At 56.8% G+C, this 18078-nt stretch carries 19 protein-coding genes; 14 read left to right on the forward strand and 5 right to left on the reverse strand.

Annotated elements, in window-relative coordinates:
* Window positions 1–23 precede the first annotated feature (23 nt).
* Both cmoA and cmoB read left to right on the forward strand, forming a co-directional pair.
* Window positions 24–752 (forward strand): carboxy-S-adenosyl-L-methionine synthase CmoA, encoded by a 729-nt coding sequence (gene cmoA, locus ACRQ84_RS06905; RefSeq protein WP_483817562.1) that lies wholly within the window; start codon window positions 24–26, stop codon window positions 750–752.
* Window positions 749–1717 (forward strand): tRNA 5-methoxyuridine(34)/uridine 5-oxyacetic acid(34) synthase CmoB, encoded by a 969-nt coding sequence (cmoB, locus tag ACRQ84_RS06910; RefSeq protein ID WP_483817563.1) that lies wholly within the window; start codon window positions 749–751, stop codon window positions 1715–1717. The genes cmoA and cmoB overlap by 4 nt, the downstream gene beginning before the upstream one ends.
* Window positions 1718–1720: 3 nt before the next feature.
* On the opposite strand, the gene ACRQ84_RS06915 is transcribed toward cmoB, so the two are convergent.
* The 3 genes from ACRQ84_RS06915 to cutC all read right to left on the reverse strand — a co-directional run bounded on the left by ACRQ84_RS06915 (window position 1721) and on the right by cutC (window position 4265).
* Window positions 1721–2341 carry a LysE family translocator gene (locus tag ACRQ84_RS06915; RefSeq protein ID WP_483817564.1) on the reverse strand — a complete coding sequence of 207 codons (621 nt, stop codon included), beginning with the start codon at window positions 2339–2341 and terminating at the stop codon, window positions 1721–1723.
* A 146-nt stretch (window positions 2342–2487) separates the two neighbouring features.
* On the reverse strand, window positions 2488–3342 hold the full coding sequence (locus ACRQ84_RS06920; protein ID WP_483817565.1) for a hypothetical protein: 855 nt from the start codon (window positions 3340–3342) through the stop codon (window positions 2488–2490).
* Between the two features lie 170 nt (window positions 3343–3512).
* Window positions 3513–4265: a copper homeostasis protein CutC gene (gene cutC, locus ACRQ84_RS06925; RefSeq protein ID WP_483817566.1), complete on the reverse strand. Its 753-nt coding sequence runs from the start codon at window positions 4263–4265 to the stop codon at window positions 3513–3515.
* A gap of 85 nt (window positions 4266–4350) precedes the next feature.
* Here cutC and ACRQ84_RS06930 point away from each other — a divergent pair, with 85 nt between their 5' ends.
* Window positions 4351–5490, forward strand: a complete 1140-nt coding sequence (locus tag ACRQ84_RS06930) for a MalY/PatB family protein (RefSeq protein ID WP_483817567.1) — start codon at window positions 4351–4353, stop codon at window positions 5488–5490.
* On the opposite strand, the gene ACRQ84_RS06935 is transcribed toward ACRQ84_RS06930, so the two are convergent.
* Window positions 5487–6047 (reverse strand): VOC family protein, encoded by a 561-nt coding sequence (locus ACRQ84_RS06935; RefSeq protein ID WP_483817568.1) that lies wholly within the window; start codon window positions 6045–6047, stop codon window positions 5487–5489. The genes ACRQ84_RS06930 and ACRQ84_RS06935 overlap by 4 nt on opposite strands.
* 311 nt (window positions 6048–6358) lie before the next feature.
* Here ACRQ84_RS06935 and ACRQ84_RS06940 point away from each other — a divergent pair, with 311 nt between their 5' ends.
* From ACRQ84_RS06940 to aroQ, 6 genes are all read left to right on the forward strand, one after another.
* A complete protein-coding gene (locus ACRQ84_RS06940; RefSeq protein WP_007889544.1) occupies window positions 6359–6481 on the forward strand; it encodes a hypothetical protein in 123 nt (40 codons plus the stop codon).
* A 170-nt stretch (window positions 6482–6651) separates the two neighbouring features.
* Window positions 6652–8382, forward strand: coding sequence for an arginine--tRNA ligase (gene argS, locus ACRQ84_RS06945; RefSeq protein ID WP_483817569.1), 1731 nt, complete (start codon window positions 6652–6654; stop codon window positions 8380–8382).
* 409 nt (window positions 8383–8791) lie between these two features.
* Window positions 8792–10171, forward strand: coding sequence for an MFS transporter (locus ACRQ84_RS06950; protein WP_483817570.1), 1380 nt, complete (start codon window positions 8792–8794; stop codon window positions 10169–10171).
* A gap of 18 nt (window positions 10172–10189) precedes the next feature.
* The gene (locus ACRQ84_RS06955; RefSeq protein WP_483817571.1) at window positions 10190–11449 is read left to right on the forward strand and encodes a gallate dioxygenase; all 1260 of its coding nucleotides are present in this window, start codon (window positions 10190–10192) and stop codon (window positions 11447–11449) included.
* The gene (locus tag ACRQ84_RS06960) at window positions 11449–12288 is read left to right on the forward strand and encodes an amidohydrolase family protein (protein WP_483817572.1); all 840 of its coding nucleotides are present in this window, start codon (window positions 11449–11451) and stop codon (window positions 12286–12288) included. Before ACRQ84_RS06955 ends, ACRQ84_RS06960 begins: the two co-directional genes overlap by 1 nt.
* Complete coding sequence (gene aroQ / locus ACRQ84_RS06965; protein ID WP_483817573.1) at window positions 12285–12716, forward strand: type II 3-dehydroquinate dehydratase; 432 nt, start codon at window positions 12285–12287, stop codon at window positions 12714–12716. Before ACRQ84_RS06960 ends, aroQ begins: the two co-directional genes overlap by 4 nt.
* Here the strand turns inward: aroQ and ACRQ84_RS06970 are convergent, their stop codons facing one another.
* The gene (locus tag ACRQ84_RS06970; protein WP_483817895.1) at window positions 12717–13943 is read right to left on the reverse strand and encodes a LysR family transcriptional regulator; all 1227 of its coding nucleotides are present in this window, start codon (window positions 13941–13943) and stop codon (window positions 12717–12719) included.
* 129 nt (window positions 13944–14072) lie between these two features.
* Between ACRQ84_RS06970 and galB the strand changes: the two genes are divergently transcribed.
* The 5 genes from galB (at window position 14073) to ACRQ84_RS06995 (ending at window position 18075) form a co-directional block, all read left to right on the forward strand.
* Window positions 14073–14813: a 4-oxalmesaconate hydratase gene (gene galB / locus ACRQ84_RS06975; protein WP_483817574.1), complete on the forward strand. Its 741-nt coding sequence runs from the start codon at window positions 14073–14075 to the stop codon at window positions 14811–14813.
* On the forward strand, window positions 14810–15523 hold the full coding sequence (locus tag ACRQ84_RS06980) for a 4-carboxy-4-hydroxy-2-oxoadipate aldolase/oxaloacetate decarboxylase (RefSeq protein ID WP_483817575.1): 714 nt from the start codon (window positions 14810–14812) through the stop codon (window positions 15521–15523). Before galB ends, ACRQ84_RS06980 begins: the two co-directional genes overlap by 4 nt.
* A 3-nt stretch (window positions 15524–15526) precedes the next feature.
* On the forward strand, window positions 15527–16615 hold the full coding sequence (locus ACRQ84_RS06985) for a 4-oxalomesaconate tautomerase (RefSeq protein ID WP_483817576.1): 1089 nt from the start codon (window positions 15527–15529) through the stop codon (window positions 16613–16615).
* A gap of 3 nt (window positions 16616–16618) precedes the next feature.
* Entirely contained in the window at window positions 16619–17503 is an 885-nt protein-coding gene (locus ACRQ84_RS06990; RefSeq protein ID WP_483817577.1) for an NAD(P)-dependent oxidoreductase, read from the forward strand.
* 116 nt (window positions 17504–17619) lie between these two features.
* On the forward strand, window positions 17620–18075 hold the full coding sequence (locus ACRQ84_RS06995) for a GlcG/HbpS family heme-binding protein (RefSeq protein ID WP_483817578.1): 456 nt from the start codon (window positions 17620–17622) through the stop codon (window positions 18073–18075).
* Window positions 18076–18078: the final 3 nt, after the last annotated feature.

Here is an 18078-nt window from a genome sequence, read left to right on the forward strand (position 1 = left end):
ATTTTCTCTCCGGACCTTTCATTATGTCTGATCGCGATACGCTATTTTCCGCGCCCATCGATAAGCTGGGCGACTGGACCTTTGACGAGCGCGTAGCTGAAGTTTTTCCCGATATGATTCAGCGCTCGGTGCCGGGCTATTCCAACATCATTTCGATGATTGGCATGCTGGCAGAACGCTTTGTGCAACCCAACAGCCAGGTTTACGATCTCGGCTGTTCGCTCGGTGCCGCTACGCTGTCGGTGCGCCGCAATATTCATGTGCCTGGCTGCCAGATAATTGCCGTGGATAATTCCCCGGCGATGGTGGAACGCTGCCGTCGTCACATCGATGCCTTCCGCGCGGACACGCCGGTGCAGGTGATCGAAGCGGATATTCAGGATATCCATATTGAGAACGCCTCTATGGTGGTGCTGAATTTTACCCTGCAATTCCTTGAGCCGCCGGCGCGTCTGGAACTGCTGAAGAAGATCGTTAACGGATTGAATCCGGGCGGCGCACTGGTGTTGTCGGAGAAGTTTAGTTTTGAAGATGCTGAAGTGGGTGAGTTGCTGTTTAACATGCATCACGATTTCAAACGCGCTAACGGTTACAGCGAGCTGGAGATCAGCCAGAAACGCAGCATGCTGGAGAACGTGATGTTGACCGATAGCGTTGAAGCGCATAAAGCGCGCTTGAAAACCGCCGGTTTCAAACATGCGGAGTTGTGGTTCCAGTGCTTTAATTTTGGTTCGTTGGTGGCGTTGAAATGATTGAGTTTGGCCGTTTTTATCAGCAAATTGCCACCGGCCCGCTCGCCAGTTGGCTGGAAGTGTTACCGGCGCAGGTTGCCGCATGGCAGCGCGAGAACCTGCACGGCAAGTTCCGCGATTGGGAGAAGTCCGTTGATTATCTGCCGCTGCTTACGCCGCAGAAGCTGGATTTGGTACACAGCGTCAGCGCCGATGTTGAGGATCTGACCGATCGTCAGCGCCTTGGCATTGAGAATTTGCTGCGTAATTTGATGCCGTGGCGCAAAGGCCCTTATTCGCTGTACGGTACCGAGATCGATACCGAATGGCGTTCTGACTGGAAATGGGATCGCGTGTTGCCGCACATTTCGCCGTTGCAGCATCGCACGGTGCTGGATGTCGGTTGTGGCAGCGGCTATCACATGTGGCGCATGATTGGCGCGGGCGCGAAGCTGGTGGTCGGTATCGATCCGATGCAGCTGTTTTTATGCCAGTTCGAAGCGGTGCGTAAGCTGTTAGGCGACGATCGTCGTGCACATTTGCTGCCGCTGGGCATTGAACAACTGCCAGCGTTACAAGCGTTCGATACCGTGTTTTCGATGGGTGTGCTTTATCATCGCCGTTCGCCGCTCGATCATCTGATGCAGCTGAAAAATCAGTTAGTGAGTGACGGTGAGCTGGTGCTGGAGACGCTGGTGATTGAAGGCGATGAGAACGCCGTATTAGTGCCGGGTGAGCGTTATGCGCAGATGCGTAATGTGTACTTTATCCCTTCTGCCGCAGCGCTGAAGAGCTGGCTGGAGAAGTGCGGATTTGTCGATGTGCGCATCGCCGATTACGCGGTGACGTCGGTGGAGGAGCAGCGACGCACCAGTTGGATGACCAGCGAATCGTTGGCGGAGTTCCTTGATCCGAATGACAGCAGTAAGACCGTTGAAGGGTATCCTGCCCCGCTGCGCGCAGTGCTGGTAGCCCGCAAGCCGTAATGTTTACCGCCGCGACAGCGCCAGCTTCGCGGCAAAGCCAATAAAGACACAGCCAGTCAGGCGATCCATCACTTTCAGTACCGCTGGACGACGTAAATGCGCCGCAAAGTACTGGCTGCCACCAATCAGCACTGCATTCCACATTAAGCCAATCACCATATGCGTGAGCGCCATCAGCGTACACCACAGCGGCACCGACGCGCCTGCCGGAATGAACTGCGGCAGGAAAGTGACGTAGAACACGCCGACTTTGGGATTTAAAAGGTTGCCGAATAGCCCACGTGTGAAACAGGCGAAATAGCGTTGTTCTTTACTCTGCGCGCGCTGGCCTTCTTCCGCCTGCGTGCGCGGATTGATCAACAGCTTGACGCCGAGATAGAGCAAATAAGCCGCGCCGACCCATTTGAGCAGGTTATAAGCCATTTCCGAAGCCAGCAGCAGCGCGCCCAAACCCAGTCCCACCGCAACGCCCCACACCAGACAACCCAGCGTGACGCCAAGCGCCGTTACCGAGGCGCGTCTCCAGCCTTGCGCAGCGGCGGAACGCAGCACTAATGCCGTATCAAAGCCGGGTGTAAGCGTAAGAATGGTGATGGCGAAGAGGAATGAAAGGATAAGTGTCATATGTTTGTCCAGTGCGTTTCAGGCAAAGAACAAGGGCCGCTGCGTAAAGGCGTCGTATTGTGGACTCTGCCAGCACATCCATGCGCTGGAAGCTTTACTACGCGGCCCTTGTTCATTGCCTTAGTGTTAGGTTGCTGCGTTTACCGTTAATCCTGGCCGGCTGTTTCGCCTGGCGCCCAGTATTGGTATTTATATGCCGAGCTGAGATGCCGTTCAATGGTGCCTTTGGCGAACACTTCGGTTTCATGCAGATAGCTAAGCGTACAGTTGCCCACTTCATCCCATAGCTGGCATTCATCCACCGAGCGCAGCGTGCTGACGGGCGTGGTCGAGGTGCCATTCAAGCGCAGTTCCCGCCATTGGTTATCGTAGCTGTAAGTGTCTTTGCTGCGCGCGCTGGTGGATGAGGTTACCAATCCTTGCGGATTCCAGCGCCAACTGCTTTCACCGTTGGTCATGCTATCGCTGCCGCGCGCCACACTTTTTTCCACTCTGAACTGTTTGTCATAGCGGTAAGTGGTATCGGTAAAGCCTTCGTTACCCATACTGGTGAATTTATCGGATGAACTGACAATGTTGCCATGCTGGCCGATTTGCCAGCTGATGGTGCCCTGACGGTTATCGACCACATGTTCCTGACCCGCTTTAATGACTTTGACCATGTAAGCATATTCCGCCACCCAGCCGCGCTGAACGCGGGCAATATGCTGCTCCATTGTCAGCAAGACATTGCCTTCATTTTTGTCGTAGGAGATATCGGCCACCATCAAATCGCCGCATTGATCAAACTGGCCGAGTACGCGTTTTTGCGAGTTCACATCTTTGCCGAACTCGCCCGCCACCACCTGACGTACCGCGCCTTTGGCATCGCCACCCAGCATGATCCAGTTATTACTGCTGGTGATATTTTGGCTCAGCGGTGGACACGCGCTGCTGACCGCCAGCGCGACGCCGCAGTAAGGCAGAAGCAGCACTAAAACGGTACAAGGGAAGGATTTCATGAAGGTTATCCATATAAAGCCATAACGTAATCAAAGCATCATTTACGCGATCACGCTATCTCCACGGAGATTACACATAAAAAGAACCCCAGCTAGAGTAACTGGGGTTGGTACTTGCAAACATCACGTCATTTGAGCTGGCGTGCTGCGCGGCAAAATCGGGGGTGAATTCAGGCTACCCGTACGGCGCTCAACTGCGTCATGCTTTTCATGGCTTCAACGACATCACCATCAACGCAATAACGACTGAATTCATCGGTTTCCGCTTCGGAGCACATTGAAACACCGGCTTTACGGTAGCGCATCGGCGAAGCGACTAAACGGCTGGCGGAGCTGTGGACTTCCTGCAATCCACTGTCGATGAACTTCTGAATGTTGCTCAAACGCACGCCCGCACCGGCCATAATAATCGGACCTGTGCTGTGTTCATTTAGTTCCCGTAATAATGCAATTCCTGCTTCGGCGCTCTGTTGCTGGCCAGACGTGAGGATACGCGCGATGCCTAAATCAGCCAGCACCTCAAGTGAGCGTTTTGGACTGTGGCATAAATCGAAGGCGCGATGGAAGGTGACGTCCATGCCGTCACACAGCTTCATAATCTGCTGCATACGAACCATATCGACATGCGCATCTTCATCCAGCATGCCAATCACCAAGCCAGGAAAGCCGAGTTCACGCATGAGCGCAACATCGGATTTCATCGACTCAAATTCATAGTCGGTGTAACAAAAATCGCCGCCGCGTGGACGGACGATAGGATGTACCGGGATCGAAATTTCACGTCGTGCCACTTCCAGCACGCCGGCTGAAGGCGTCAACCCACCTTCGCGCGGTGCGCTGCACAGCTCCACGCGATCGGCACCGGACAGCTGCGCAGTCATTGCGCAGTCGATGCCGTAGCAACAAATTTCCAGTTTCGTCATACCATGCTCCTTCTCATGACTTCTGGCTCGGGATGAATGCTTCAGTTAGTCTACTTAATTGGACAGTTTACGTGGAACTCGCACTATGGCATTCGATTTTAATCAATGGATAGACCGTCGTCACAGCGATAGTTTGAAATGGCACAAATATGGTGATCGCGATGTGCTGCCGCTCTGGGTGGCAGACAGCGATTTCCGTTCGCCGCCGAGCGTGATTGAGGCCATTAAGCAGCGCGCTGAACACGGTGTGTTTGGCTATGGCGCGACGCCAACGGGATTGATTGATATCACCCTTTCCCGTTTAGCGCAGCGCTACAACTGGCATATTGAACCGGACTGGATTGTGTTACTGCCCGGCGTGGTGTGTGGCTTGAATCTTTCGGTCCGCGCATTTACGGAATCTGGCGAGTCCACAGTCGCGCCCACGCCCATTTATCCACCGTTTCGTGGCGCCGCAAAATTAGCTGACCGCGCGCAGGTTAACTTACCGCTGCGTTTACAGGACGGTCGCTGGGTGCTGGCTATTGACGCCAGCGTCATGCAAGGCAACGAACGCCTGCTGATGCTGTGTAACCCGCAGAATCCAGGCGGCACGGTCTATCGTCGTGACGAGTTGGAAGCGCAGCTGGCGTTTGCGCAACAGCATGATTTGATCGTCTGCTCCGATGAAATCCACTGTGATTTATTGTTGTCACCCGGTGCGCAACACATTCCGTTTGCGGCATTAAGTGAGGATGCCGCTCAGCGCAGCATCACGCTGCTGTCACCGTCGAAAACCTTCAACATTGCCGGATTGGGTGCGTCGATGGCGATCATTCCTAACCCGGAATTGAGAGCGCGCTTTAAACGGGTACGCGAAGGGATTGTGCCGGGTGTTGATATTCTGGCGCTGGTGGCGGCCGAAGCGGCGTGGCGCGATGGCGACGAGTGGCTGGCGGCGCAGTTGGATTATCTGCGCGCCAATCGCGACTGGCTGATCGCGCAGGTGAATACGTTGCCTGAACTGCAGATGGCCACACCGGAAGCGACCTATCTGGGTTGGATCGACGCCAGCAAACTGGATGTCGCCAGTCCAACCGCCTACTTCGAGCAGCACGGCCTCGGTTTTTCACCAGGCCACGATTTTGGCGACGATAATTTCGTGCGTTTCAACTTTGGCTGTACACGTGCCACGCTGGAACAGGCTGTCGCGCGTTTACAGAAGGCGGTAGCTGTACGCCGTTAAGCCTGCTCACTGGCGACAATCTCTTCCAGTCGCCATGGATGAAATTTGAGGGTGGTTTGCCCGTCCGTGACCGCCAACGTCGGATTGGGCAAGCGCTCGTTGTCACCTTTTGGCGCACTGGTTTTGAACGAGATGCCTGGCTGCGTCAGCGCATCATCGGAGAGCAGCGCCATGGCGCGCATACCGAGCGTTTCAGGTTCTCCGCGCAGCACAATCTCCACGTGCTCCCAGCCTTCATGGCGATACAGTTTCTCGCCCGGCCACGGCAATTCAATCACATCAATGTGCCAGCCCGCCAGATTCAATGGCTGATGCAGTTTGAACAGGCAGATGGGACGCCCATTGATCATTGCCTCGGAAAACTGAGTGCCGATCTGCAGCAACCCGGCTTTCCAACGTTCTGCCGTGGCAAACTGGTGGCAGCGCACCGCCACATGATCGGCTTCATGTTCAGCCAAATTAATGCCTAAACGTGCAGCAAATTCCCCTAAAGAGTGCTCAAAACGCGTCAGGTCTTGTTTTAAATCATCCAATTCCACAGGAAAGTGGGTCTGCATCACGTCTTACCTCAAATTCAGTTCAGGTTTACTAATCAATATGAAATTTGCTAGCCATTGATTCCGCTTGACAAATTTGTCGGATTCATCCGATTTAAGCATCAAAAAGCTCAAAAACCGCATAAATAGACCATTCATTTCGGATTTATCGTCAAATCAGATCCAGCAGTTACTTTATGAAAGTGACTTAAACTACTGTTATTAATGACAATAGTTAATACAATGAGATAACTCTTATTTAAGTTGCAAACAATTGCAGCCTGATACCCTTTCTTATAAATTTGGGTTTCACAACCACAAGGAACGGCCTTATGTCTATGCTCATTGTTGTCGCGGTCCTGATTGCACTTATGGGATTTGCCATTTCCCGCCATTGGAAGGTGCGTGAAGACAAAAGCGTTAAAAATCCTCGTCGTCACCCACGGCGCCGTTAATCGGCGCTAAGGGTCCGATGTTGCCCTTCACGGCATACCGAATAGCTGACTCACTTTAACATTTCACGTATACTTCCCCTCTTATTTTTCCGTCCCGCCGCGCAGTTGCGGGATGACGACATCGGCTCGCCGCCTACAGGCGGGCCTTTTCAGCATATGAAGGTAACGCGGTGAATATTCAGGCTCTTCTTTCCGACAAAGTCAGTCAGGCAATGATTGCGGCGGGCGCGCCTGCCGATTGCGAACCTCAGGTTCGTCAGTCTGCGAAGGTACAGTTCGGTGATTACCAGGCAAACGGTATGATGGCCGTGGCGAAAAAACTGGGTCAGGCGCCGCGACAACTGGCTGAGCAGGTGATTCAGCATCTGGATCTCACCGGCATCGCCAGCAAAGTTGAAATCGCCGGCCCCGGTTTTATCAATATCTTCCTCGATCGCGAATGGCTGGCGGTGCAAACCGCACAGGCGCTGCAACTGCCGCGTCTCGGTGTGAACGCTGTCGCCCCACAAACCATCGTGGTGGATTACTCCGCGCCAAATGTGGCGAAGCAGATGCACGTGGGCCACGTCCGCTCCACCATCATTGGTGATGCCGCGGTGCGCACGCTGGAGTTCCTCGGCCATAATGTCATCCGCGCCAACCACGTCGGCGACTGGGGCACGCAGTTCGGCATGCTGATCGCGTATCTGGAAAAGCAGCAGAACGAACATCACGAAGAGATTGCATTGGCTGACCTGGAAGCCTTCTACCGCGAAGCCAAAGTGACCTACGATGCCGACGAAGCCTTTGCTGAGCGCGCGCGTAATTACGTGGTTAAGCTGCAAGGTGGCGATGAATATTGCCGCAGCATGTGGAAGAAGCTGGTCGATATCACCATGAGCCAGAACCAGCTGGTGTATGACCGCCTGAATGTGACGCTGACGCGCAAAGATGTGATGGGCGAGAGTCTGTACAACGACATGCTGCCGGGCATCGTGGCCGATCTGCGCGAAAAAGGGTTGGCGGTGACCAGCGAGGGCGCCACGGTCGTTTTCCTTGATGAGTTTAAAAACAAGGAAGGTGAACCAATGGGCGTGATCATTCAGAAGAAAGATGGCGGCTATCTCTACACCACCACCGACATCGCCTGCGCTAAATACCGTTTCGAGACCCTGCATGCCGATCGCGTGCTCTATTACATCGATTCACGTCAGCATCAGCATTTGCAACAGGCGTGGACCATCGTACGTAAAGCCGGATACGTGCCAGAATCTGTCCCGCTTGAGCATCACGCGTTTGGCATGATGCTGGGCAAAGATGGTCGTCCGTTTAAAACCCGTAGCGGCGGCACCATTCGCCTCGCCGATTTGCTGGACGAAGCGGTTGAACGTGCGCATACCCTGGTGAGCGATAAGAATCCAGAGATGTCAGCGCAAGAGCTGAAAGATCTGTCTGAAGTAGTGGGTATCGGCGCGGTGAAATACGCTGACCTGTCAAAAAGCCGCACCACCGATTACATCTTCGACTGGGACAACATGCTGGCATTCGAGGGCAACACTGCGCCTTACATGCAATACGCCTACACGCGTGTTCTGTCCGTATTCCGCAAAGCCGGCATTGATGCCGATAGCCTGAGCGGCGACATCGTGCTGACCGAAGAGCGCGAAGCGCAGCTGGCAACGCGTCTGCTGCAGTTCGAAGAAGTGATTACCCAGGTCGCGCGCGACGGTACGCCACATGTGATGTGTGCTTACCTGTACGAGCTGGCTGGCCAGTTCTCTGGCTTCTACGAACACTGCCCAATTCTCTCCGCCGAGGACGAAACCATCCGTCAGAGCCGCCTGCAGCTTGCCGCGTTAACCGCGAAAACGCTGAAGCAAGGTCTGGACACGCTGGGCATTAAAACCGTCGAACGCATGTAAAACCACTGGCGGAGAGCGACGCACCTGCTCTCCGCTGCTTTCCCCCTTCGTCCTCTCGGTTAAAAATCCCCTTTTTTCTGCCCTTCAACCTGCTCTCAATACGACTACTGCCCTGCCCAACACGCGTTATTCCTCAACCTCCATACGCTTTCTCAATTTTCCGACACAGCTCACCAAATAAACAAAACTCATACCTTCATAACCATTTTATGGCAGACAAAGCCGCACGCCATCCCTAATTTGGTTATGGAAGCGAGATCAAAAAAACATGCAACAAGCTGTTTTAACAGCTAAAAACTATAAAATTCACCCCTGCAATCGGGTTAAAGTGATGCCCCCGGCATGCGTCAGGGCATAAAAAGAATCTCAACCCGATAACGTCATTAATAAAAAAATCAGAGCGTATCCTATGAGCAATCACGACATTATCGATGTAAAAGGCTGGATCGACGCCCGCCCAATCACCGGATACCAGTGGCTGACCCTCGGCCTGTGTTTCATCATCATCATGTTTGATGGCTACGACGCGGCAGCCATGGGCTTTATTGCGCCCGCGCTGATTGAGGACTGGGGCATTAGCCACGCGGAAATGGGCCCGATTCTCGGAGCGGCCATGTTCGGCGTGGCGATTGGTGCGTTGATCGCCGGTCCGTGGTCCGACAAATTTGGCCGTAAGCGCGTGCTGCTGCTGTCGATTGCCGTGTTTGCCTGCTTCAGCCTGATGAGCGCCTTCGCCCGCACGCCGCTGGAAATGGGCGCGTTACGTTTTCTCACCGGTCTTGGTCTTGGTGCGGTCATGCCCAACTGCGTCACGCTGGTGTCAGAATATATGCCAGAGCGCCGCCGCAGCCTGATGATCACCGTAATGTACAGCGGTTTTAATATTGGTTCCGGGCTGGGCGGATTTATTGCCGCTGGCATGCTGCCGCACTTTGGCTGGCAATCAGTGCTGGGTTTGGGTGGTCTGCTGCCGTTGCTCATGTTACCGCTGCTGCTGTGGCTACTGCCGGAGTCGGCAATGTATATGGTGGTACGCAAGGTCAGTCGTGACAAGATTGCCGCGGTGCTCAAACGTCTCGGCGGCGAGTTCTCCGCCGGCACCGCCTTTGTGCTCAAGGCGCCGATCATCCCGAAAAAAGCGCAGGTGCTGCAGCTGTTTAGCCGCGGCTATGCCGGCGGTACGCTGGTGTTGTGGCTGACTTACTTCATGGGGCTGTTCGTCATCTACCTGCTTAACGGCTGGCTGCCGACCATCCTGCGTTCTGGCGGCGTGACGCTGGAGCGTGCGGCAATTGTTGCCGGTTTATTTCAGTTGGGCGGCACCTTTGGCGGCCTGATGGTCGGTGGGCTAATGGACCGTTTTAAGGCGAAATACGTCATCGCCCTGTTCTATCTGCTCGGCAGCTTCTGCCTGGTTTCCCAGGGCATCTGGAGCTTTGGCCCGACGGTGCTGGCACTGTTAGTGTTCCTCGCAGGTGTCTGCATTAACGGTGCGCAAACCGGCTTGCAGGCCTTTTCCCCGGCCTTTTATCCCACCGAAATGCGCGCCACGGGCGTGTGCTGGATGCACGGCATTGGTCGCAGCGGCGCCATTATCAGCTCTTCACTGGGCGGCGTGCTGCTCGGCGTTTTCCCCGGGCAAACAGCCATTTTTATCGTTTTGTCGCTTCCGGCCGTTTTGGCGGCACTTTCCATCACCCGACATCAACCTGCACAGGTGGCCCGTCAGGTTAAAGGCATCGACCTTAATGACCTGCCGTCCCTGTCGCGTACCCTCAATAATCGATGAAGTAGAGGTCAAAAAATTATGGCTAAAATCATAGGCGGTTTGGCGGTTTCTCATACACCCACTATTGGCTTTGCGGTTGATCACAACAAGCAGCAGGAAGGTGCCTGGGCACCGATTTTCGATGGCTTTGCGCCAATGCAGCGCTGGCTGGAGGAGAAGAAACCGGACGTGCTGCTGTATGTGTTTAACGATCACGTCACCTCCTTCTTTTTTGATCACTACTCGGCGTTTGTGCTGGGCATTGATGACGAATATGCCGTGGCGGATGAAGGCGGCGGCCCACGCGATCTGCCGCCAGTAAAAGGTCATGCGGCGCTGTCACAACATATTGGTGCCAGCCTGATGGCGGATGAGTTCGATATGTCATTCTTCCAGGACAAAGCGCTGGATCACGGCCTGTTTTCACCGCTGTCGGCGCTGGCGCCGTGGCAAGGCGGCTGGCCGATGCAGGTCGTTCCGCTGGCGGTAGGCGTTTTGCAGTTCCCGATCCCGACGGCGCGTCGCTGCTATAAGCTGGGCCAGGCGCTGAAACGCGCGGTGGAAAGTTTCCCGGAAGATTTGAAGGTTGCCGTAGTGGCAACCGGTGGCGTCTCACATCAGGTGCACGGCGAGCGTTGCGGCTTCAACAATCCGGAATGGGATGCGCAGTTTATCGATTTGCTGATCAACGATCCTGAACGCCTGACCGAAATGACGCTGGCTGAATACGCCACGCTGGGCGGCCTTGAAGGCGCGGAAGTGATTATGTGGTTGATCATGCGCGGGGCGCTGTCGGCAAACGTTGAGAAGCTGCATCAGGATTACTATCTGCCTTCAATGACCGGTATCGCCACGCTGATCCTCGAAAATCAGTCACGCGAAGCACCGGTTGATGTACATCAGCGCCAGCGCGATAAGATCAACCTGCAACTCAGCGGTGTGGAAAAGCTGCCCGGCACCTATCCGTTCACCCAGGCTCGCAGCTTGAAAGCCCTGCGCATCAACCGCTTCCTGCACCGCATGATTCAGCCAGAGTGGCGTAAGCGATTCCGTGAAGCCCCGCAGGCGCTGTATCAGGAAGCCGGGCTGACCGCTGAGGAGCAAACGCTGATTACCCAGCTCGATTGGCGCGGCATGATCCACTATGGCGTCAGTTTCTTCCTGCTGGAAAAGCTGGGTGCGGTGGTGGGGGTGTCTAACCTGCATATTTACTCGGCGATGCGTGGTGAAACGCTGGAACAGTTCCAGCAGACGCGCAATCAGCAGGTGCTCTACTCTGTTGCAGGGAAAGCTGACTGATGATTACGCAACCGGTTATCGACTGCCATCACCACGTTTTCGATCCCCAAAGATTCCCCTGGGCGCCCGAGAGCGCCTATAACCCGGACGGACACGAACTGGCGACGCCCGATTACTACCGCGCTGTGATGCAAGCGTACAACATCCGCCACTCGCTGATTGTTGGGCCAACATCGGGATATAACACCGACAACCGCTGCCTGCTGGATACCATTAAGCGCGGTGAGGGACGTTTTAAGGGGATTGCCGTCACGCCGCGTGATGTCGATAGCGACACCCTCGCCAGCCTGAAGGATCAGGGCATCGTCGGGATTGCGCTGAACGTGGCGATGCTGGGCACCGAGCCGTTTATGCAGCTGGATGCCCTGATGGGCAGGTTGGCGGAATTGGATCTGTTTGCTCAAATTCAGGTGCAGAACAACCAGCTGCTGGCGCTGATGCCGCTGCTGTCACGCACCCGCACGCGTTTGCTGATCGATCACTCCGGTCGGCCAGACGTCAGCGCGGGCGTAGCGCAACCGGCCTTTCAGGCGCTGCTGTCGCTGGCCGGCCAGCAGCGCACCAGCGTGAAGCTTTCCGGGCTGGCGAAATTCTCCCGGCAGCCCTATCCCTTCAGCGATGGTCATCCTTACCTGCTGGCATTGCTGGACGCTTTCGGCGCGGAAAACTGCCTATGGGGATCGGATTGGCCGTTCCTGCGCGCCACTGAACGCATGGATATGGGCACGCAACTGCTGCTGATAGAACAGCTGATCCCCGATGAAAAAAGCCGCCGTCAGGTGCTTTGGCACACCCCTAAGCGGCTGTTTGGTTTTACTGAATTACAGGAGTCACCATGAGAACCATCTATGTACTGAACGGCCCGAACCTCAATTTGCTGGGCACCCGCGAACCCGAAACCTACGGTGCCGACACGCTGCAAAGCGTCGAAGCGCTGTGTCGCGCAACGGCGGAAGAGCTGGGCGTGGCAATTGAGTTTCGTCAGACCAACCACGAAGGGGAAATGATCGAGTGGATTCAGCAGGCACGGCTAGAGGCGCTGGCGCTGGTGATCAACCCGGCGGCGTGGACGCACACCTCCGTCGCGATACGTGACGCTGTCACCGGTGTGGCGCTGCCGCTCTGGGAAGTGCACATCACTAACGTGCATAAACGTGAGCCCTTTCGTCACCACTCCTATCTTTCCGACGTCGCACAAGGGGTTATTTGCGGCTACGGTATTCGCGGATACCGCTATGCGTTGATGGAAGCGGCGCGCGTCGGCTGATTATTCATCCTGGCCGCACACTTCACGCAGGCAGCGGATCAGCGCATCCGCTGCCGGTGAGTGCAGACAGCCCGCACGCACCGTCAACCCGATGGCGCGATCGGTATCCGGTAACGGCACCGGCAGCGCCACCAGCGCGCCGGACGCCAGTTCCACTTCCAACTGATGGGCAGAGACCGCCGCCAGCATATCCGACTGCATCAGCAAGCCGCGCACCAACGCCAAATCGCCGGTTTCCACCACTGGGTCAGGTGCTGGGATGCCCATCGCCTGAAAGCTATTATTCAGCAGATAGCGCGCCGGCGTGGCCGAACGCGGCAGCACCCAACGCGCAGCACGCAAATCATCAGTGGAAAGATCACGTCCTACCAGCGGATGATCGTGACGCGCCAACAACACCATACGTTCGGAGAACAGCATTTCGCGCGTGACGTCCAGTGCGTCTTCATCGCGGCGCAGCGCGCCAAAGATAAAATCGATATCACCCGAGCGCATTTCCGAGGCCAGCACGCCAAAGGCGCTTTCACTGGTCACCACACGTACGCCCGGATAACGCGCTGTCAGCATCACGATCGCCTGCGGCAAAATGCGCGTGCGTCCCAGCGGCAGCGCGCCAACGCGTACGGTTCCCTCAAGTATCCCGCTGCGGGCGGCAATATCGGCCGGAATATGGCGCAGTTCATTCAGTGCACGCCGCACGTTTGCTTCAATTTCACGTCCGGCCAGCGAAGGCATCATGCCGTGCGGCGTACGCTCCAGTAGCGCGATGCCCGCGCCGTTTTCCAGCACGCGCAGCGCCGCGCTCACCGCCGGCTGGCTAAGTCCGAGACGCGCCGCCACCGTCTGCATATGCCGTGTCTGACACAGGGTGATAAAAATTTGCAGCCGACGCACGTTAAACAGCCACAGCGGTTCCGCATCGCTGCGCTGCGCACCGCGTCCCTGCAATTTTGCCAGCCGCTGCGGCACCTGATGCAACTCCTCAATCGCCCGCAGCGCGCGCGGCAGCACACATTTACCGAAGTCTGTCAGCATCATGCCACCCGCGTGACGTTCAAACAGCGTGACACCTAACGTGAGTTCCAGATCGCGAATGGCGCGGGTGATGGCTGACTGGGTGCGAAATAATTCATCTGCCGCACGTGAGACACTGCCTTGTGCAACCACCTGACTAAATGCTCTGATTTGCATCAGATTTGTTAGCTCCTGCGTGCCCTTTTCCGCCATCTTTACCTGTCCATTTTCGCCAGCGATCGATGTCGCAATATAAATAAAACGCATACCCACTGCAATTAAATGAATTATCGCCACTGCGTTGGCAATGACAGCATGGAAAAAACAGCGGAGGAGTATGCCATGACTAACAACACCCCCAATAAAACCGCGCTGGTGGTCAGCGCTCACTCAGCGGATTTCGTCTGGCGCGCCGGCGGCGCCATCGCTCTTCATCATGCGCAGGGCTATGACGTCCACGTCGTGTGTCTCTCATTTGGCGAGCGCGGTGAATCAGCCAAACTGTGGCGTAAAGGGGAGATGAGCGAGGCGAAAGTGAAAGCCGCCCGCCGCAGCGAGGCGCAGGCGGCCGCCGAGATCCTGGGTGCCAGCATCGAATTTTTTGATCTCGGCGATTATCCGCTGCGTGCCGATAAAGAAACCCTGTTCCGCCTCGCCGACGTCTATCGCCGGGTGCAGCCGCACTTTGTTCTGACCCACTCGCTACAGGATCCCTATAACTACGATCACCCTATGGCCACCCATCTGGCGCAGGAAGCGCGCATTATCGCCCAGGCTGAGGGCTACCGTCCGGGCGAAAAAATCGTCGCTGCGCCGCCGGTTTACTGCTTCGAACCGCACCAGCCTGAGCAGTGCAACTGGAAGCCGGATGTGCTGCTGGATATCACCTCGGTGTGGGACAAGAAATATCAGGCAATTCAGTGCATGGCCGGGCAGGAACATCTTTGGGAATACTACACGCGCGTGGCACAGCAGCGCGGCGTGCAGGCCAAGCGTAACGTCGGGATCACCAGCCAGCGCGATATCGTTTATGGCGAAGGCTATCAAAGCATCTTCCCGCGCGTAACGGAGGATCTGGCATGAGCCTCATCGCTAAAAAAGGTGTCGCGGTGCGACATATTGCCCGCGCGGATCGCGCGGATATCGATGCGCTGGCCCGTTCAGGTGTCGCCACCGTGCATGAAGCGCAGGGGCGCACAGGCTTGCTGGATCCCGCCATTCGCCCGATTCAGCAAGATTGTGGCATTGCGGGCAGCGCGATCACCGTGCTGGTGGCGCCAGGCGATAACTGGATGTTCCACGTGGCGGTAGAAATGTGTCAGCCGGGCGATGTGCTGGTGGTCGCGCCGACGTCGCCGTGCAGCGATGGATTCTTCGGCGACCTGCTAGCGACCTCACTGCAGTCGCGCGGTGTACGCGGGCTAGTGGCGGATGTGGGGGTGCGCGATAGCCGCACATTGCGCGCAATGGGGTTCGCCGTCTGGTCGCGTGCGGTATATGCGCAGGGCACCGTAAAAGAGACGCTCGGTTCGGTCAATGTCCCGCTCGTGTGCGCTGGACAGCTGGTCTGGCCTGGTGACGTTATCGTGGCCGATGACGACGGCGTGGTGGTGGTGCCGCGCAGTGACGCCGCCAGCGTGGCAGAAAAAGCGCGTCAGCGTGAAGCGCTGGAGGAGAGCAAACGTGCCCGCCTGGCAGACGGTGAACTGGGGCTGGATATTTACCAGATGCGCCCGCGCCTGGCGGAGAAAGGCCTGCGCTATCTCGACACGCTTAAGCAACTGGAGGAGTAAACCATGCGCCAGCGTCGCATTCCCTGCTTGTTGATGCGCGGCGGCACTTCAAAAGCCGCCTGCTTTCTGGCCCAGGATCTGCCAGCCGATCCCACGGCGCGTGACCAAGTGCTGTTGGCGGTGATGGGATCGCCCGATATTCGTCAGATCGATGGCTTAGGTGGCGCCGATCCGCTCACCAGCAAAGTGGCGATCGTCAGCGCGTCCAGCCGTGACGATGCCGATGTCGATTATCTGTTTGCCCAGGTTAATGTTGACCGTCCCAGCGTCGATTACGGGCAAAACTGCGGCAACATTCTCGCCGCGGTGGGGCCTTTTGCCGTTGAGCGCGGCTTGGTCGCGGCGGGCCGTGAACGCACCAGGGTGCGCATTTTTATGCAAAACACCGGGCAGATTGCCGAGGCGGCGTTCGCCACCCCTGACGGTGAAGTCGACTATGACGGCGATCTACGCATTGACGGCGTGCCAGGCAGCGCAAGCGAGATCACCCTCACCTTCAAAGGTATTGCCGGTTCGAGCTGCGGCGCGCTGCTGCCGACCGGTCAGTCGCGCGATCGTTTTGATGGCATCGACGTCACCTGCATCGACAACGGCATGCCGGTCATCCTGGTGCGTGCGGCGGATGTCAATCGCAGCGGCTATGAAAGCCGCGACGAGTTAGATAACGACAGTGAGCTCAAGCAGCGGCTGGAGTCGATTCGCCTGCAGGCCGGGCCGCGTATGAATCTGGGTGATGTCAGCCAGCGTACGGTGCCCAAAGTCACGCTGTTGGCCGAAGCGCGCCACGGCGGCGCAATCAGCTCTCGCACCTTTATTCCGCACCGCTGCCACGCCTCGATTGGCGTGCTTGGTGCGGTGAGCGTCGCTAGCGCCTGCCTGATCCCCGGCAGCGTCGCCGACGGACTGGCGCGCACCAGCCAGCAACCCCAACAGCGCCTGAGTGTAGAACACCTCAGCGGCGAATTCAGCGTGCTGCTGCAGCGCGTGGGCGATAACCCGCTGGCGGGCTGCGGTCTGCTGCGCAGCGCGCGTGCCATTTTTACCGGTGAGGTAATGATTCCGGCGGCGGTCTGGCCATTCAGCAAGGAGTAATTGATGAACATCACCTTTATCGGTTTTGGCGAAGCAGGCGGCATTCTCGCCCATGACCTTCAGGCACAGGGCAATGCGGTGACGGTATGGGATCGCAAAGCCCTTGCGGCAGAAACTCTGCCCACGCTGCAGCTCAAAGCACAACAAAGTGGCGTGCGGCTGGCCGCTTCGCTGGCGGATGCGCTGCAGGACACCACGCTGGTGTTCTCCACCGTTACCGCTTCACAGGCACTTAACGTGGCACAGCAGACGGCAGCGCTGTTACAGGCTGGGCAGCATTTTCTCGATCTCAATTCGGTGGCGCCGCACACCAAACGCGCCGCGGCAGAAGTGATTAACGCCGCGGGTGCCAGCTATATCGACGTGGCGGTGATGGCGCCGGTGCCGCCCAAGCGGCTGGCGACGCCGCTGCTGTTTGGCGGTGCTCAGGCTGAGCAGGTGCAGCCGCTGCTGCAACAGCTGGGCCTCAACAGCCGCATGTTGGGATGCGAAGTAGGTGAAGCCTCGGCAATTAAGATGTGCCGCAGCGTGATGATTAAAGGCCTGGAGGCGCTCACCACCGAATGCCTGAGCGCAGCGCGGCAGTACGGCGTTGAGCAAGCGGTGCTCGACTCGCTGCACGCCAGTTTCCCTTCACTGGGCTGGAACGATCAGCTGCCGCACTACCTGATTAGCCGCGTGGCGGAGCACGGTCAGCGACGCGCCGAAGAGATGCAGGAAGTCGTGAAAACGCTGCAAGACGTCAAGGTGCCGGCCGCCATGAGCGCAGCCATTGTTGCCACGCAGCAAGGCCTGATTGATGCGTTAAACGCCCGTTCCCTGCGCTATCAACAACTGACACCGTTCATCTGGCAAGCGACGCTGGATAAAATTTATTCATCTCAATGAGTTATGCGGATAGAGGTATGCGTTTTGTTTATCGGCGATTGTTTACATTTTTGCAACAGCGTAGCGTAAGCGAGACGAGAAACGCGTTTTAAAACAATAAATATCGGAAGCAAAACATGAAGATTAGAGCATCTGTCACCCTTTCCCTGCTGCTGGCAGCGGGTATTGGCCAGGCCAGCGCAGCCACGCTGGACGCCTCTCACACCAACCAGGTTATGACCCGTGTGAAAAACAGCATCAGTGCCCAGCACAGCACCGGCTGCGTGGCGGTAGTTGATGCCAGCGGCACGCTGCTGGCCTTCCAGCGCCTTGACGGTGCCTCGCCGGGCTGCGTCGATGCCGCGATTGGCAAAGCACGGACTTCTGCGCTCTATCACGCCCCTTCTCTGAAATTTATGCAGCGTCTGCAGAGTGGCGAAACCACGGTACTGGCCATCCCACATGCCGTGGCTCTCGGCGGCGGTTTCCCGCTGTCTCTGCAAAACGAAGTGGTTGGCGCCGTTGGTGTCAGCACGCCAAAACAGGAGCTGGATAACCAGGCTTCAGAGGCTGCCGCTCAGGCGCTGAAATAACGT

Source organism: Pantoea sp. E2023-21 (genome assembly GCF_051302795.1).
GTDB lineage: Bacteria > Pseudomonadota > Gammaproteobacteria > Enterobacterales > Enterobacteriaceae > Pantoea > Pantoea ludwigii_A.

Bases quoted from the DNA above. Each gene is read 5' to 3' on its own strand.
- ACRQ84_RS06930 (WP_483817567.1), top strand. From the start codon at position 4,351: ATGGCATTCGATTTTAATCAATGGATAGACCGTCGTCACAGCGATAGT.
- ACRQ84_RS06995 (WP_483817578.1), top strand. From the start codon at position 17,620: ATGAAGATTAGAGCATCTGTCACCCTTTCCCTGCTGCTGGCAGCGGGT.
- cmoB (WP_483817563.1), top strand. From the start codon at position 749: ATGATTGAGTTTGGCCGTTTTTATCAGCAAATTGCCACCGGCCCGCTC.
- ACRQ84_RS06915 (WP_483817564.1), bottom strand. From the start codon at position 2,341: ATGACACTTATCCTTTCATTCCTCTTCGCCATCACCATTCTTACGCTT.
- ACRQ84_RS06985 (WP_483817576.1), top strand. From the start codon at position 15,527: ATGCGCCAGCGTCGCATTCCCTGCTTGTTGATGCGCGGCGGCACTTCA.
- ACRQ84_RS06955 (WP_483817571.1), top strand. From the start codon at position 10,190: ATGGCTAAAATCATAGGCGGTTTGGCGGTTTCTCATACACCCACTATT.
- ACRQ84_RS06980 (WP_483817575.1), top strand. From the start codon at position 14,810: ATGAGCCTCATCGCTAAAAAAGGTGTCGCGGTGCGACATATTGCCCGC.
- galB (WP_483817574.1), top strand. From the start codon at position 14,073: ATGACTAACAACACCCCCAATAAAACCGCGCTGGTGGTCAGCGCTCAC.
- cmoA (WP_483817562.1), top strand. From the start codon at position 24: ATGTCTGATCGCGATACGCTATTTTCCGCGCCCATCGATAAGCTGGGC.
- ACRQ84_RS06950 (WP_483817570.1), top strand. From the start codon at position 8,792: ATGAGCAATCACGACATTATCGATGTAAAAGGCTGGATCGACGCCCGC.
- ACRQ84_RS06935 (WP_483817568.1), bottom strand. From the start codon at position 6,047: ATGCAGACCCACTTTCCTGTGGAATTGGATGATTTAAAACAAGACCTG.
- ACRQ84_RS06940 (WP_007889544.1), top strand. From the start codon at position 6,359: ATGTCTATGCTCATTGTTGTCGCGGTCCTGATTGCACTTATGGGATTT.
- ACRQ84_RS06920 (WP_483817565.1), bottom strand. From the start codon at position 3,342: ATGAAATCCTTCCCTTGTACCGTTTTAGTGCTGCTTCTGCCTTACTGC.
- ACRQ84_RS06970 (WP_483817895.1), bottom strand. From the start codon at position 13,943: ATGGCGGAAAAGGGCACGCAGGAGCTAACAAATCTGATGCAAATCAGA.
- ACRQ84_RS06990 (WP_483817577.1), top strand. From the start codon at position 16,619: ATGAACATCACCTTTATCGGTTTTGGCGAAGCAGGCGGCATTCTCGCC.
- aroQ (WP_483817573.1), top strand. From the start codon at position 12,285: ATGAGAACCATCTATGTACTGAACGGCCCGAACCTCAATTTGCTGGGC.
- cutC (WP_483817566.1), bottom strand. From the start codon at position 4,265: ATGACGAAACTGGAAATTTGTTGCTACGGCATCGACTGCGCAATGACT.
- ACRQ84_RS06960 (WP_483817572.1), top strand. From the start codon at position 11,449: ATGATTACGCAACCGGTTATCGACTGCCATCACCACGTTTTCGATCCC.